This is a genomic window from Thalassotalea nanhaiensis (assembly GCF_031583575.1).
GTDB classification, from domain to species: Bacteria; Pseudomonadota; Gammaproteobacteria; order Enterobacterales; family Alteromonadaceae; genus Thalassotalea_A; species Thalassotalea_A nanhaiensis.
Genome location: NZ_CP134146.1, coordinates 630396 through 647568 on the forward strand (window position 1 = coordinate 630396; position 17173 = coordinate 647568).

Annotated in this window: 9 protein-coding genes; 5 read left to right on the top strand and 4 right to left on the bottom strand. The window is 38.4% G+C overall.

Translation table 11 applies throughout. From position 1 onward, the window contains the following. Positions 1 to 17: 17 nt before the first annotated feature. The 3 genes from RI845_RS03000 to RI845_RS03010 all read left to right on the top strand — a co-directional run bounded on the left by RI845_RS03000 (position 18) and on the right by RI845_RS03010 (position 4490). Positions 18 to 1583 (top strand): sulfatase family protein, encoded by a 1566-nt coding sequence (locus RI845_RS03000; protein ID WP_348388276.1) that lies wholly within the window; start codon positions 18 to 20, stop codon positions 1581 to 1583. Between the two features lie 152 nt (positions 1584 to 1735). After that, entirely contained in the window at positions 1736 to 3829 is a 2094-nt protein-coding gene (locus RI845_RS03005; protein WP_348388277.1) for an Ig-like domain-containing protein, read from the top strand. A gap of 88 nt (positions 3830 to 3917) precedes the next feature. After that, complete coding sequence (locus RI845_RS03010; RefSeq protein ID WP_348388278.1) at positions 3918 to 4490, top strand: acyloxyacyl hydrolase; 573 nt, start codon at positions 3918 to 3920, stop codon at positions 4488 to 4490. Between the two features lie 145 nt (positions 4491 to 4635). Here RI845_RS03010 and RI845_RS03015 read toward each other — a convergent pair whose 3' ends face one another. Beyond that, positions 4636 to 6993 carry a glycoside hydrolase family 2 protein gene (locus tag RI845_RS03015; RefSeq protein WP_348388279.1) on the bottom strand — a complete coding sequence of 786 codons (2358 nt, stop codon included), beginning with the start codon at positions 6991 to 6993 and terminating at the stop codon, positions 4636 to 4638. A 222-nt stretch (positions 6994 to 7215) separates the two neighbouring features. Between RI845_RS03015 and RI845_RS03020 the strand changes: the two genes are divergently transcribed. Both RI845_RS03020 and RI845_RS03025 read left to right on the top strand, forming a co-directional pair. Further along, positions 7216 to 8682, top strand: a complete 1467-nt coding sequence (locus RI845_RS03020) for a sulfatase-like hydrolase/transferase (protein WP_348388280.1) — start codon at positions 7216 to 7218, stop codon at positions 8680 to 8682. 146 nt (positions 8683 to 8828) lie between these two features. After that, positions 8829 to 9500 carry a hypothetical protein gene (locus tag RI845_RS03025; RefSeq protein ID WP_348388281.1) on the top strand — a complete coding sequence of 224 codons (672 nt, stop codon included), beginning with the start codon at positions 8829 to 8831 and terminating at the stop codon, positions 9498 to 9500. 90 nt (positions 9501 to 9590) lie between these two features. Here RI845_RS03025 and RI845_RS03030 read toward each other — a convergent pair whose 3' ends face one another. The 3 genes from RI845_RS03030 to RI845_RS03040 all read right to left on the bottom strand — a co-directional run bounded on the left by RI845_RS03030 (position 9591) and on the right by RI845_RS03040 (position 17161). Further along, the gene (locus RI845_RS03030; protein WP_348388282.1) at positions 9591 to 12464 is read right to left on the bottom strand and encodes a TonB-dependent receptor; all 2874 of its coding nucleotides are present in this window, start codon (positions 12462 to 12464) and stop codon (positions 9591 to 9593) included. Between the two features lie 216 nt (positions 12465 to 12680). After that, entirely contained in the window at positions 12681 to 14150 is a 1470-nt protein-coding gene (locus RI845_RS03035; protein ID WP_348388283.1) for an arylsulfatase, read from the bottom strand. A gap of 86 nt (positions 14151 to 14236) precedes the next feature. After that, complete coding sequence (locus RI845_RS03040; protein ID WP_348388284.1) at positions 14237 to 17161, bottom strand: glycoside hydrolase family 2 TIM barrel-domain containing protein; 2925 nt, start codon at positions 17159 to 17161, stop codon at positions 14237 to 14239. Positions 17162 to 17173: the final 12 nt, after the last annotated feature.

The following is a 17173-nucleotide window of genomic DNA, read 5'->3' on the forward strand; positions in this document are numbered from 1 at the left end:
TCGAGAAAGAGATTAATATGTCTAATAATACTATCAAAAAAATACAAAAATCTGTATTAAGCATCCTTGTACTGATGACCATAGGTTGTAGTGAACAAGTGGATGTTGCTAGCGCCACAATTGAGAAAAAAGCACCAGTAAAGAAACCTAATGTAGTTATATTTTATGTTGATGATTTAGGTTTTGGCGACCTTTCTAGTTACGGTATGACGGCAACAAAAACTCCTAATGTTGATGAATTAGCGGCGCAAGGTATTCGCTTTACTGATGCCCATAGTTCAGCTGCAACTTGTACGCCGAGTCGTTATTCATTGCTTACCGGGCAATATGCTTTTCGCAATAATGCAGCAATTTTACCTGGCGATGCGCCTTTAATTATTGATCACACAAAGCCAACCTTACCTAAAATGATGAAAAAGGCTGGTTATAAAACCGCTGTAGTCGGTAAGTGGCATTTGGGTCTTGGTCGTGGCGAAGTTGATTGGAATAAAGACGTTAAACCTGGTCCATTAGAGCTTGGTTTCGATTACAGTTTTTTAATGCCGGCAACAGGTGATCGAGTACCGACAGTTTATCTTGAAAATCATAAAGTGGTTAACCTTGATCCAAGCGATCCTATTACTATTAGCTATGAAAAACGAGTTGGTGACCGCCCGGTAGGGACAGAATCACCAGAGTTATTAAAGCAGACCGCAGATTTACAACACAGTGCCACAATCGTTAATGGCATAAGCCGTATCGGTTGGATGAAAGGCGGCAAGTCTGCTGAATGGGTTGATGAAGATTTCCCACAAGTATTCACAGATAAAGCCATTGATTTTATTCAAGAGTCGAAAGATGAAGCATTTATGCTATTTTTCCCATTCCATGATATTCATGTACCGCGAGTGCCGAATAAAATGTTTGCCGGTAAATCGGGTATGGGACCACGTGGCGATGCAATTTTACAAATGGACTGGATGACAGGACGCATTGTTGATGAGTTAAAAAAACAAGGTTTATATGAAAATACCTTAATTATCTACTCAAGTGATAATGGCCCGGTTATGGATGACGGTTATGACGACTTTGCTGAAGAAATGCGAGGTGAGCATGACCCAAGTGGTGGTTTTAGGGGCGGGAAATACAGCGCATATGAAGCAGGAACACGTGTTCCTATGATCGTAACTTATCCAAACGGTATGATTGAAGCGGGTGAAAGTGATGCGTTAATTAGTCATATCGATTTATATAAAACGTTAGCGACACTTGCTGGTGTTGAACTGGAAGCAAATGAAGCTGTGGATAGTGTTAATGTACTTCCTGCTTTGCTGAATTCTAAATTGTCAGCCCGTGATGAAATGCTAGAAGAGTCATTTACTTTATCTTTGCGCGCGGGAAAATGGAAATATATCGAACCATTTAGTGGTGTAACACCTGATTGGTTGGCGAATAAAACGGCGATTGAAAATGGTTTAACAACAGAGCCGCAGCTTTACGATATATCCAGTGATCAGAAAGAGCAGCTGAATTTAGCTGACAAGTATCCTGATAAAGTCATTGAATTACAGCAGCGATTAGACAGTATTAGGGCGTTAAAATAGAACTAACAAGGCAGTTCTTAACTAAGATGTTTAACAACAATAGCCAACCAATTTAATCATTTAAATTGGTTGGTTTTTTGTATAAAGTTTGACCATTTAAGCAATTCATTGTAATGTGTGATTTATATTACTTATTAAAATAATAACAAATTATGTCCCCTATCATAAACATTTCAAAAGTAAGTCTATTAAATACAGGTTTCATTCTCGCTTTATTCTCTAACTCTATATTTGCTGCAGACTATTACGTTAATAATAGTGGTGATGATAGCTATGATGGTTCATCGCATGAGCAAGCTTTTCAAACGTTGAGCAAAATAAATTCTTTGTCTTTGCAGGCCGGAGATAATGTTTTTTTAGCTGCAGGGCAGACGTTTAATGGATATTTGAAGGTTGCTTACGCTTCAGGAACAGCTGAGTCACCAATAACAATTTCAAATTATGGTGAAGATACTCAGCGAGCAATCATTGACGCAACTGGAGAATTGGCAGGTATAGAGTTTCTTAATGCTCGTCATATAAACGTGAGTAATATTGAGATAACTGCAGACGGTGGGGACAAAAAGAATTATCGAAATGACACTAAAAAGCCAATGCGGTTAGGCGTTCTTGTCGATGTTAATTCTTTAGACAATGCCACTCCTTTTGGCTATATCACCATGGATAACTTGTATATTCACGATATCTATTATGAAGAGTTTGGTTATGAAGGCCGCGGTAGCGATGTTAATACACCAAATGGTACACAGGCATATGGTTGGGGGGTTCGTCTATACAACAACAATAACGGTACGACAAAGCTTACTAATGTTTCGATGATAAATTCAGAAATCGCCGACGTCGCTCACACCGCATTCAAAGTAACGTCAAATTCTAATAAAGATATTACTGAGCGTCGTTGGGGTAATGTTTATGAGGTTGAGCTTAATAATAACTACTTTCATGATATTGGTGGTCCAGGTATACAATTTGGTGGTACTAACAGTGGTTATGTAGGTCATAACAAAGTACATCGTACCGGCAGTGGTAGTGACACGCGTAAATGGCATCGTGGCAGTGGTATGTGGCCATGGGGAAGTAAAAACTTGCTTATTGAACACAATGAGTTTACCGACGCACAAGGTCCTGCAGATTCAGCTGGCTTTCATATTGATTTCAATTGTACCAACATCGTTGTCCAATATAACTTAAGTAAAAATAACGCTGGTGGGTTTGTTGAAATATTAGGGAATAATGAAAATAACAGCTACCGCTACAATGTTAGTGTTAACGATGGTTATCGCCAAAAAGGTAAAGATGGCGCATCTCACGATGGTAAGATACTTTGGTTTAGTGGTTATGTTGGTAAAAATAACCCGCAAGTAGCAGCCAAAAACAATTACATTTATAACAACACCGTTTATGTAAAAGACGACCAACTTGCTCAGTTTGCTTTTCATAATGAAACAGATGGACTGATAGTTGCTAATAACTTATTTATCATTGAAGGCGAAAGTCACTACATCACCCAAGATATTTATAACTTAGTCGATGGTGAAAACCCCACGCAAGACATTTTGGTTAGCAATAATGTTTTCTTAGATGCTGCTGATTGGCCTACGGAATCATTAGCGGTCAGCACTAACCCGGTTATTGGGGATCCGCAATTTGCCAATAAAGGCGGATTTTCTATTACAGATTACACCCCAGGGAACATTGATTTAGTCGCATATAAAGGCATCGAAATAAACGCCATTGATGATGACCCAATTGGCTTGGTGCCTGGGTTTATATTAGCAACTGATATTTTAGGTAACAGTATTAATGGTAACCAGCATATTGGCGCTATCGCGCCAGGGGACGATAAAGGGCCTTCTGTAAATATAATCGGACCAACCGGCACTAAATTAACTGCGCAAAGCTTTTCTCTAACTTTCGAATTTGACGAGGCTATTGACACTTTTTACGAAACAGATCTTACCGTCAAAAATGCTACCCTCGCTAATTTTGTGTCTGTATCAAGTACGCAATGGAAAGTGGATGTAACCGCAATAGATTTTGGCGAAGTCACTATTACACTCCCAGAAAATACAGTTTATGACCTTTCAGGAAATGGCAACAAAGCAGTAACTTATTCAATTAATTATGAGAAACCTGCTGAAATATACAAGCAGGAGATATCTAAAGGCAGCTCAGGCGGTTCATGGCACTATATGCTAATAGTATTAGTGGCAACGTTGGTAAGAGCACGCTTAAAGGTTAACTGATAAATTTAACGGCCATTTGAGATGTTAGCATTTGCAACATTTAAATTTATAACCTAAATTATTTAAAACCTTCAGCCGGGCGTGAGTTATGTATAAACATTCACACCACTTCATATTAGTAGGGCTTTTTCTGAGCTTCACTTGCTGTCTTCTTACTCCTTTTCTGAGTCATTCAGAAGAAATGGATTTAGTGAGCATCAATATGCGTGCTAGCGTTTCAGAGGAGACAGTGCTGGGAAAAGATGCACCTGAAAATTTTGAGGCGTACGATTTGTCAGCGAATTTCGCTCTACCTTGGAAAAACTACTCAACCTCAGGTTGGGGATTGGGTACTAATTTGATGGCAAGCGCCGGAATTTTGCGCGGCTCTGGGGAAAACGCTCTTGTCGTTTCTCTTGTCCCTGAATTGGTTCTAGGGACTGAAGACGGGCGTTTTAATCTGGATCTTGGGGCTGGTGGAGCATTGTTTAGCAGACATCGCTTTGGGAAACAGGATTTTGGTGGACCTTTTCAGTTTACTCTTACTATAGGTGTCACTGTTCCGCTCTATAAAAAATTGAAGCTGGGCTATCGATTTTTGCATTATTCTGATGCCGGTGTTAATGGTTCAGATACCATAGGGGCCGATCTTCATATGATTATGCTCAGTTATAGGTTTTGATCTTAGTCGGTAGGATTAGTTGAGCTACTTCTATTGCCATATTCCATAAAAAAACTCCTTAGAGTGTAGCGAATACACCTGTAAGGAGTCTTTGTTTACGTTGGTTAAGCATTGTTAGATACATGCTAACAATGCCTGTTTATTTTTAAAACGTATACGTTTGGCTAACACCTGAGGCATGAGTTGCAGTAATGCTTGCGCCATTTAAGCTGTTGCCTATTTCAATTAACGTTGAGGCAATACCTTGTTCTGAGGCTGAACTGCTCGGCGCTAAAACTTTAATATCACCTTGCGTAGTAAAAACTACGTCTTCATTATTTAGTGGTACAGTAACATTATCAGCATCTAAGAATGTTGCATGAACAAACACGACGTCTTTGGTACCTGTTGCGGGGGCAACACCGCTGGTATCTATGCTTACAGATAGCTGAGTAAATTCTCCCGGTGTCGTTACCTGGTGAGTAGCAACTTGTTTACCATCAATATATGCTTTTGCTGTTAACGTTCCAGGAGTAAAACCTTCTAATGAAAACTTAAAAGGTGCGTATTTAAGCATGGTTGAATATTTATCGTCTGAGGCTTTATTGCGAGCAACAAGGGTGTCGTTTAAATAAAGTTCTATTTCTTGTGCATTACTAAATACGGTTACATTTGTAGACGATGTTTCGCGCCACTCGTTGGCAATAAATGCCATTGGACCAGAAGCGTAATTATCTGAAACTATGTTAGGGTCACGTTGACTTTGATAGAAGTAATAACTGTATTTAGGTAAACGGTTAATGCTCATTATGCCAGACGATTCCAAGTCGTGATAATAGCCACGGTTATAATCAAACATTACCCAGTAACCGTCGGCAAACGCAGGGTAGGTAAGGTTATCATTATGTGATTCTTGTAAATTAAACGCTTGTTGTAGTAGACGTTTCTCACCTGAGTTTAATAGTTGTCGACTGGTGCGCTCTTCTTTTTTAAGATCTTGCCATGCATCTTGGTTTAATCCTGCATTTTGCGCGTAATATTCCCAATCACCATACTCAGAAACATTATAAGGTTGGGTAGGTTCATGGTAGTGGTTTTTCTTCATGCGGTGCTGGCGTGCTTGTAAGTAAATATCAAAATCTGGTTTCCAGCCGGCAGATAAACGAGTAGTGTCTTCTTGGTGTACAACGTTGTTTAATTGCTTCATAAACCCTTTAGTCATTTTAGATTCGTTTAACGAACACTCCCACGCTAAAACACTGGCATGGTTTCTATCACGACGGATCATGTCATGACAAGTACGTAGCACTTGTTCTTTAAATTCAGGCGTATTGGCAAAGTACTGCCAGCCTAATATCGCATCAAGTAATACTAAACCCAGTTCATCAGCAGCATTCATAAACGCTTTAGAGTGTGGGTAATGTGATAAACGCACATAATCATAACCAGCAGATTTAATTTTTACTGCATCACGATAATCAGCTTGCGGTGATGTTGCATAACCAACATACGGATATTCTTGATGGCGGTTTACGCCTCGTAAAAATGTTACTTTGCCATTAATCAATAACTCGTGGTCTTCATTAAATTCAAATGAACGGATACCAATTCGATTACTTTGTGACTCTAGCACGGCATCGTTTTTAATGAGCTCTGTTGTTACGGTATATAAATTAGGAGAATTAGGGCTCCACAGCTTGGCATTGTTAACCAATAAGTCTTGGCTAAATTGTTTATCTGTATTTGCATCAAGGCTAACTGTTTCGCTAATCGTCGCAACTTCTTTATTGTCAGCTGATAACAGTGTTTGACGAATTGTGAATTCGGCTTTACTCGCTTCAGTGTTGGCAATATGAGTTTTAATATTTACTGAAGATTGCTTTTCTGCAACCACAGGAGTTGTGATAAAAATTCCGCCACTGGCAACTTTGTTTGCCATAATTTCGTCGGTTATATGTAATGAATTTTTTACCAAAATATTTACATCGCGGTATAAACCACCGTATGTATTAAAATCTAAACGTTTTAACGGTTTAGGGCCTATATCCGGATTGTCTTGGTTGTTAAGTTTAACGGTTAGGGTATTTTCTACACCAATGTTAATTACTTTAGACATGTCTAAAGTAAATGGTAAATAGCCACCCATGTGCTCACCGAGCTTTACGTCGTTTAAAAATATATGGGCATGGTTCATTGCTGCTTCAAAGCGAATCAGTAACGTTTTGTTTTGCCATTCTTTAGGCGCAATAAACGTTTTTTTATACTCAGCTAAACCTTGCCATTGATCGTTTACAATTAAAGGCTCTATCTGAGCTGTATGAGGTAAATTAACGTTAGTCCAAGTTGGGTTTTCAATAGCTAACTCTTTATTGCTTACCTTTTTAAATTGCCAATCTTGGTTAAATGGAACCACCTTAGCAACTGATAATGGGTCTACGCTCGAATCAGTATCGGCACCATTACAGGCACTTAAGGTTGATACCAAAGTTAGGTTTATAAGAAGAGTTTTGAATAAATGTTTCAACGGTTGTCTCCTAAAGAGGCTGATGCTTTATGATGTTATTTAATTAGTAGCATTACTCGTTAGTGTTAATTTTTGTGTTAACCAGCAATGCTAATTTTTAGTTATTTACCTAGTATCGCGTAAATAAAATAATTAATAAACATATTTATCATATAATTATTGATTAGAGTTAACATAGTGTTTACTATTGATGTAATACACTAATAATCAGAGTTGTAATTTATGAATCTTGGCAACACTTTACTTAATACTAAAGCCGTTTTAGTTATTAGCTTGTTTTCACTTTTGATCGTTGATCAAACAAAAGCATTTGCAGAAAATAAGTCTATTCAATCCGTTACTGAAAAACGTCCCAATATCGTGTTTTTACTGGCGGATGATCTTGGTTACGGTGAGCTTGGTGCTTATGGTCAAAAGAAAATTAAAACCCCAAACTTAGATAAATTAGCAACAATGGGAATGCGCTTTACTGATTTTTATGCTGGTAATGCCGTATGTGCTCCTTCTCGTGCCGTCTTGATGACAGGTAAGCACCCTGGACACGCAACTATTCGTGGCAATCAAGGGTACTATGCAGAGCAAAAAACATGGGATCGTGTCGCTCTTAATAAGGACGAATTAACTTTAGGTGAGTTAATGCAAAACTCTGGATACAACACAGCGTTTATTGGTAAATGGCATTTAGGTGTACCTGAAGATACTTCAACGTGGGCATCTGCTCGCGGCTTTGATTATGCGGTTCAAGAACAATGGGGACAATCTGATGAAGATACCACTTTTGATGAGCGTGAACATTGGATAAATGGGCAAGAAAGTAGCAGCTTTTATGACTATACCAAGTTTGATAACTTAGATGAGTTTCGCACTAATTTTGCCATTAAGTTTTTAGATAAACATCAACAAAACCAAGAAACTAAAGAACAGCCATTCTTTTTGTTTATGTCTTATAGAGCGCCTCATGGTCATGAATGGACCGTACGTAACGACCAAATGTACAAAGAATATCATTGGCCAGAAGGCGAGCGTCATCACGCAACTAAAATAACTCTTTGGGATCAGCAAGTAGGTCGATTATTAGATTACCTAAAACACATCGGTGAATTTGATAATACCTTAATTGTATTGACCAGCGATAATGGTCCTCATAATGAACATAGCACTACGTCAGGTAAGCATGACTATAAGTTCTTTAACAGTAACGGTCAGTTAACAGGTTATAAGCGTGACTTATATGAAGGCGGCATTCGTGTACCCCATATTGCCGTTTGGGCAAATAAAATAAAGCCTAATACTGAATCTAAACACATTGGTGCGTTTCAAGACTTTATGACTACTTTTGCTGACGTTGCTGATGTTAAAGCTCCTTCTGAGTTAGACGGTATATCTTTGTTACCTACTTACCTACAAAAAGGCAAGCAACAAGAACATCCTTACCTTTACTGGGAAGAACAGCGTAAGTTTGATAATAAACCAAGAAAATCCCTTTTACGCGCTATTCGCCAAGGCAACTGGAAAGCGGTACAAGTTAATTTAGATCGTCCGATTGAGATCTACAACCTAGAAAATGATATTGACGAAACCGATAATTTAGCTAAGCAATACCCAGAAAAAGTAAAACACTTTAAGGCATTGTTTGAGCAATCCAGTGTACCTGCAGAGCATTTTCCATTTGCTCATACTGACGAATAGTTAAGCCTAACTACTTTCAAAAAAGCCCAGTGATTAGACAATCACTGGGCTTTTTTTTTAAAGCTTTACAACTAAAATAATATCATTAGAGTGTTAATAAAGGACTTGCGGGTTCCGCCGTTAGTTACGTCATAAAGAGTAAGTGAATGAAGTTGATACTTTTGCCAGGTCTGGATGGTACCGGCAACCTTTTCAAGGCTTTGTTAGAGGTATTACCTAACCATATTACCTACCAAGTTATTCCGTTATCAGATGAGTGTTTAAACTATTCTGAACAGGCATCACAGATCGCAAACCAAATAGATACCGATGAAATCATCATCTTAGCAGAATCTTATTCAGGTAAAATTGTGTATGAGTTGTGTAAACTTGATTTGAACATCAAACACATAATATTTGCAGCAAGCTTTATAAGTCGGCCATCTTTGATCAGCAAATTTTCGAGTCTATTGCCAATAATTTTAATAAAGAAAAAATTTATACCTAACCAGATATTGAGTAAATTATTTTTTGATTCATATAATATGTCCAATAGTGTTTCGGAAGTTTTTGAATCGTTAAATAAAGTGAGCAATGAAACTCTTAGTAGTCGATTGAGTTTGGTTTCGTCTCTTGATGAGCCAAATGATAGATTTGCGGTAAAGGCTACATATATCCGACCAAGTAATGATTTATTTGTTATGCCTGAATGCATTAAACCTATAAAGAGTACATTTCAACATTTAGAAGTAATAAATGTTTCTGGAGGGCACTTTATCCTGCAATCTAACCCAGAAAGGTGCAGTGAAATAATACAAACTAAATTCGAAGGGTGGTGACTTAATTGCCTGAAATAATTGACTAAAAAAATAAAAACGGTATTAGGGCATTGCTGCCCTAATACCGTTTGTGTTAACAGAACTCTAAAATTAGAACTTAGCGCGTAAGCCTAATGTATAACGAGTTCCTGTGTATTGAATACGACCTAAACGTTCTTCTATATCTAGGTATTCATGGGTCTTTTCATCGGTTAAGTTAATTGCCGCAAGAGATACCTGGAAGTGCTCAGATATTTTGTACGAAACGCTAGCATCTAACTGACCGTAAGCTTTAACATGTTCAGGGATACCTTCACCATGTTGATAACGTGTACCATTTCTTAGTTTCAAGAAGTCATCACGCCAGTTGTAAGCAATTCGCCCTTGAAAGGCATCTTTTTCATAAAAGGCAATGATGTTATATGAGGTTTCAGAAAAACCTTCTAAACCCGAACTAGGAGCTTTGATACCATCAAGTTCAATGGTTTCAGAGTTATCATCTTCACTGTCTAAGAAGGTTGCATTCGCTTGAATACCAAAACCACTTAAAAAGCCAGGAAGATAATCAAAGTAGTGTAACGCAGCTAGTTCAACACCATTAATTTTACCGCCATTACGGTTTTCTTTCTGTGTAATTAATTCAGATAAATTTGAACCATCAGCTAAAGTAACTGTGGAATCTTCCAGTCCGCCATTAACGTAAATATCTGGCGTAGGATCTGAAGTGGTTTTTTTAGAGATAAAGGTGTCTATATCCTTTGTAAAAAAGTTCACTGCATAAGCACTGCCGTTGTCTTGATAATACTCTAAAGTAAAATCAAACTGGGTTGCTTCATATGGGTTTAAAAATGGGTTACCACCTGATTGAGCAAAGTTATCAACTCGACTGTCAGTATATTTTCTATCGGTGCCAATATCTGTAATTGCAGGTAAAGAAATTACCTGCGCACCAGATAATCGAGCTACAAGGTTGTCATTAATATCTAGTTTAAAGTTTGCACTAGGCAATACATTATCATACGAATTTTCACGCTTAATTTGGCCAGGCTCACTATACATTACATTGAGTAGTTCCTTACCTTCTTCATCGACTTCAACTTCAATTGATAAGCGGTTTTTACCATGACCACGTGAGGTAGTTTCCGTGTCTACATAACGAAGACCGACATTACCACTCCAGCTCAAGCCACCAACTTCTCCGGCTAAATTTGCTTGAGCATAAATTGATGTTCGTGTTTCTTCGACAGAGGTTGAACGGGTTTCGTCATAATCCTGACGAGGCCAATCTGGCTGCCCTCTAAGCTCTGCCATTGCCGCATGATAAGCATCTAAATCAGCTACTATCATAAATTGACGAGGGAAAGTGCCACTTTCTTCAGATAAATAATCTGACGTTGTATTTACCGCAAATATTTCATCAGGTAAATCGAACTCTTTACCACAAATAGCTGGCCCCCATGTTGTTTTATCACTAGGGTCTGGTTTATCCCTACAGGCGGTACCTTGTGGAATTCGATAGTCATCTACTATTTTTTCGCGATCAAAATAGCTTACACCGGTATCAATAGAGACCAATACTCCGCTATCAATGTTATAACTTACATCAAATTGAACTTCTGTGATCTCATCTTCTAATTCTTGATGGACAAGGTTATTAAAATGCGCTCTGGCATTAGCCGGATCAGTATAGTCGATAGGGGTGGTATAAGTGATAATGTCATTATCCCTCATATCGAAAACATCAGGATTATCTGGTGTTGAATTTGTACCATCTGAGTAATGTGGTACTAAGTCTTCCTGACCAATGTTGGCATCAGCCGTAGAATATGAAACATCAAAATTAAAGGTGAAATCATCCATATAAGCTAAAAGGTTATAACCAATGGCTTGGGTTTCACTGTCTGTTCCCCGAATACCAAATTGACCATCAAGGGGTTTTCCGTGATTTTTCTCCCCAGCAATAGCGGTACCTGCGTCTGATGCAATAACGTTCTGCCAACCTTTAACTTGCATTGGCACTTGCATGCCTTGTTTATTTTCTTGGCGGCTAAAGTCACTGTATAAAAAGTCTATTCTGTGGGTTATATCATCTGATTGAGCAAATTCTAGGGTTGCATTTGCCCCGGTACGTTCACGTTCTTCTTCAGCTAAGGTAAATTGATAACGCCCCGGAAACCAAAGCTTATTATTTACTTCCTCACCATCAACAATTTTAGTTTCTGGAACAACTTCACCACGTTCATCATGAGCACCATCAATATCGCTCACTTTTACTTGATCCCAGCGCTTAGTTTCAACTAAGTCTATTCGGTTAGTGCTTTCTTCGTGGCTAAAACCTAGTAATACCCCAAATCTATCATCTAAAAAGGTGTTACTGATAATCCCTGAAAATTTAGGACTGTATTCATCTGATAAATCGTTATATTTACTTTTAATTGAGCCTGCGGCTTGGAAGCCTGGTTTATTCAATGGGCGGGCAGTTTTAATATTAACATAAGCACCCATACTTCCTTCTGGCGTTTTTGCCATTGGGGTTTTGCTCACTTCAGCACCAGAAATAAGCTCTGATGGTAGTAATTGAAAATCAAGAGAACGAGAAGCGTCGGTAGTCGCTAAAGTTCTTTCGTTTAGTTGAACAACGTTAAATTTGGGACCAAATCCTCGAATGGTTAGTTTAGAACCTTCACCATTTTCTCGAGAGATAGCGACCCCTGAAATTCTTTGTAAAGACTCTGCAACATTTTGGTCAGGAAATTTACCTATATCTTCAGCAGCAATACTGTCAATAATGTTAGCAGCATTTCTTTTATTCCCTAGGGCTTCAGTTAAACTACTTCTAATACCAGTGACCTCTATCACCTCTAGTTCTTCTTCTGCTTGTACAGATGTGACAGCTTGTGTTTCAGATGTTTCTTCCTGAGCAATCGCGTAGGCAGGCAACTGCAGAGCTGCGAGTAACGCTAAGCTTATTTTAGACTTTTTCATGATATTCCCAATTTTTATGTATGGCTTTAGTGCTTTTTAACCATTTATAATTTTTATACTGCTAACGGTCATTACGCCGTAGCTTATTTTTGTATGCTTAAATAAAGTGCAACAATAATTTAACAAGTTTAAGTTATTGTTGCAATACTTATATTATTTATAATACAAAACAATTGTGCTTTAGTTGGAGGCAATCAAAGGTCTTTGTTGATCAGGTTAATTTTTGCTTTTATTTTTCCAAGGATTAGCAAGTTTTTTAAGTGAAAATTCAGGATGAGCGCTTCTGGCGTTTTCAAGAAGCGCTTTTAATTCATCAAATTTTTCTGGCATTTGTGCGATCAAGTTATGATGCTCGCCAATATCTTCGTCTAAATTGTATAATTCGAACTTATTAGGGTATTTTTTAACAAGCTTCCAGTTATCTTTTCTTAATGCTTGTAGCGGCCCTTCTTTTTCATTAAATTCCCAGTACAAATAGTTATGTTTTGCTTGCTCTTGTTGACCAGTAAGGGCGTTAACAAATGAAATGCCATCGGTGTTTGCACAAGCCTGCGACTTTTTATCCATGCTTAAATCGCACAATGTCGCGAAATAATCCCAAAAGGCTGATGCATGTTCACTGGTCGTGCCGGCTTTAATTTTATCAGGCCAGCGAGCAATAAATGGCACACGAATACCACCTTCATATAAATCGCGTTTTTTGCCGCGCAGCGGACCATTACTGTTGAAGAATCCATTGTCGTATTCATGACCGTTGTCACTGGTAAAAATTACCAATGTATTATCATCAATACCTTGCTCTTTAAGGGTGTTCATAACTTTACCTATGTCTCTATCCATCCTTGAGATCATGGCTGCATAGGTGACATTGCCTTCAGGATCATTACGATAATGGCCATCAGTATTTAATTTACGTTTTGGCCAACCTAAGTTTTTGTATTGGCTTTTAGCATCTTCAGGCACTGTTAAAGCAAGGTGGGGAATGGTATAGGCTAAATAAAGAAAAAATGGTTGTTGTTTGTCGGTATTACTCTGCTTGATATAGTCCAATGCCTTGGTAGTAAATAAGTCGTGAGTATATTGGCCCTTGTTTTTTAAATAGTCATTTCCAACTAATGGATATTCGCTGTTATTTTCAAACAAAGTCGGCCAATAGTAGTGATGGGCTGCAAGGTGAGTTTTATAACCAAAAAAGTAATCAAACCCTTGAGCATTAGGCATGGCGTCAAGGTTTGTGGGAACCTCTTCTGCCATTCCCCACTTACCAACTACCGCGGTGCGATAACCATTTTTTTGCAACATAGTGGCAAAGGTGGTGTCTTGTTTTGATAAGTCGACTGGTTTGCCGCTATCTGTCCATTTTGGATTACCGCGTATGCTGGAGTGACCCGAATGTAGCCCGGTCAGCAAACTTGCTCTTGAAGGGCCACATACGGTGGAACCTGCATAATGCTGAGTAAACTTAATGCCTTCTTTAGCAAGTACATTCAAGGTTGGCGTCTTGGTATATTGTTGCCCATAAGGTTCAATGTCACCGTAGCCTAAATCATCGGCAACAATTAAAATAATGTTAGGTTTGATTTCTACATTACTGATATTGCTAGCATAGCAATTAAAGGTAAAAACTGCTGTTATGGCTGCTAATTTTATGAGCGAATATTTGATTGAATTAGTCTTAGGTTTCATCGTATTCCTGGTGCAATAAATTTAATAAAAAGCGCGACACAACTTAATGATTTCGCGCTTAACTTTAACTACAGTATGTGAGTTGTTTAACGATTGGTGATATAACTTAGGATGTTTATCAATAGCGTATCAGCTACCGGGTCTTTACCTAGGTTTGGCACAATCTGCATTGTCGATAAAATTAACTTACCTTTACCAAAATCAACTTCCGATAAATCAGACCCAACCCAAACATCACCCGTACCTTTATAATGGCGCTTCATCAGGGTCATATCAGGGAAATTATCATTAGCAACAAGCGTAACAATTGGCTTGGCTTTTAAATCGACCATACTAATTTTAGGGCGTACATTTTCATATATGCCTTGCATAGCTTTGTTAACTGGAAGGTTATTAAATACAGGGTGATCGCTAACAACATGACTCATGCCAGCCCATAAACCTGTCGATGCCTTCATCTTGATAGATAATGGCATATGTACTGCAGAGCCTTTACTTAACACACCACTTTTCCATTTAGGGCCAATATATGGGAACTGAATATAGGTAACAATTCCACCTTTGTTAGCAAACGCTTTTAATTGCTTGTTAAGCGTTTTTTGCTTTTTGTTAGGCTTGCTTGCCATTGCAACAACTACTGGAGTATCAATGCTGGTGTTGTCATTAAAATCACTAAATGAAATTTGGTTATCGCTTAAGAATGCGCGTAAATTACCGGTTTGATCGGCAAGGGCAAAAGTGCCAATGTTGTTATCCTTACTGGTAGCAAACACGTTAAAATCATAGGTATAGTCAGCGATGGTGTTACCATGTTTATCGGTAACTTTGGCATCAACAATATACTTGCCTGAGAGAGTACTAGTGTCGATACTGTGTTCTAGTAAGGTTGATATGCGCGCTGCAAAGTTGATTTCTTTTTTGCTTTGCCAAACTTGTTTACCAGCTGAGTCACTAACAACTACATGTAATGTGCCTTTTACCGATTTTAAATCGTTGACGCCTTGCACTAATACCTCAACGTTTTCACCTGCATATGCGCTATATGGAAATGTTCTGATTGATAAAATACGCGGTTGGTTTGCTGCCTTTGTACGCTCATATACTTGTGGTTTGGGATCGCGCCATAAATCTAATAAACCAGCACCCATGATCCAGTCACCGCCAGTTAAGGCGTGCACACAATAGCCGGTAACATTTGGATTTAAGCGAGTTGCTTCAATCATGCGGGCATTGGCTTTACCATGAATTTCTTGTTGTTCAGTGAAGAATTCTTGTGGCGTCTTATAAATGTCAGCAAGGTCAGATTGCAATACCTTGTTTAATTGGCTGCCAAGTTGTTTGTGATAGCGAGTTGGCGGCACAATAGGGTTGCCTTGTTCACTAAACCGTTTATTTACCTTGTCAAAATCAACATAACTGCCATAGCCAAGCTCAGACACAAATGAAGTAACACCGGGTTTTAAATTATGGCCGATTGGCTTGCCTTTGATACCAAATGCTTCACGTTCTTCCTTGGTGTAACCCACGCCTAAAAATTTATCAAACCATGCGTTGGTCATGTTAGGGCCAGGGTAGGTATGGACATCGTTAAAACTAACAAAGTTTTTCTCATTTGGTAAAAATACTTTAGCACCAAATGCCCAGCCACCAGACTCATCTAAAATTAAACGACTTGGGTCTAAATCACGAGCCATCATTGATGTTTCTTGCATCATTTGTTTTAAAATAGGACGTCTTACTTCGTTATATAACTCCCACATTACAATACTGGCACGGTTACGATCACGCTTGATTGTTTTACCAATTTCACTAACAACTCGCTTAGGTAAATCTGGTGTATTTACCGGTAAATCCATACACTCGAGCGCAGGAGAACCAATTACCAAAACGCCCATTTCGTCAGCCAAATCTAGCCACTGAGGAGGTGGTGGACGTCGCCATGGACGGATCATATTAAAGCCAGCTTCTTTAGCTAGTTTGATTTCTTTTCTTGCTAATTCCATATCAACAGGTGTTGCTACACCTACCGGATAAACGCCTTCTAAGAACACTGATTTAACGTAAATTTCATCACCATTTAAATGGAAACGTTTATCTTTTACGGTAAATTCACGCAAGCCGAAGCGCTCGCTAACGCTGTCACTTAAGGCATTGTTTCGATTAATATTAACTCTAATATCATAAAGGTTCGGGCTATCTGGCGACCATGCTTTGGCATTGGGAATTACAATGTCTGTGGTTAAGCTGTTTTTACCAGGGGTGAAGGTTGTGTTAATTTGCTTGGTAACAATTAACTTGTCTGACTGATGCTCTCTAATTTCAATATCGACGATATTTTCACTGTCATAAACATCATAATTAGTGGCAGAAACAGTAACATTGGCAGACTGATTTGCTAAATCTGGTTGCACATAAACATCGCTTATATACGATTTGTCAGTAACAACAACACGTACTGATTGCCAAATTCCACCGGTAATACCGCCACGCCATTGTGGTGTTTCCATTGCACCCATGCCATCAATTACTTTGTCGGTATCAAGTAAAATAGGACCAAGTACCCGTAAAGTTAATACGTTTTCTTTATCAAAATTCAACATAGAATCAACGCGAAAACTAAATGGTGTAAAACCACCTTCATGCACACCAACTACATGGTCGTTTAAGTATACTTCGGCACGATAATTGACCGCATCAAAGGAGATATGAGCAATTTTATTTTGCCATTCTATAGGAGCATTGAAAGTACGGCGATAAACGGCAACACCCTCATAGTCTTTTTCAATTCTCTCCCAAACACTTGGTACTTCAATGTTACGAATATCTTTATGTGCTAAAAAGTTACTGTTTTTATAGGTTTTGTTGGCTCTACTTTGATTATCTTTATCAAAAATTATTTGCCAAGTACCATCAAGAGACAGGGTGTTTTGATGACTTTTTTGTGCGTAAACAGTGGTGTTGCCAACAATAGTAAGTGTTAATAGCAAAACCATCTTGAGTATATGTTTCACGGAGAGACTTCC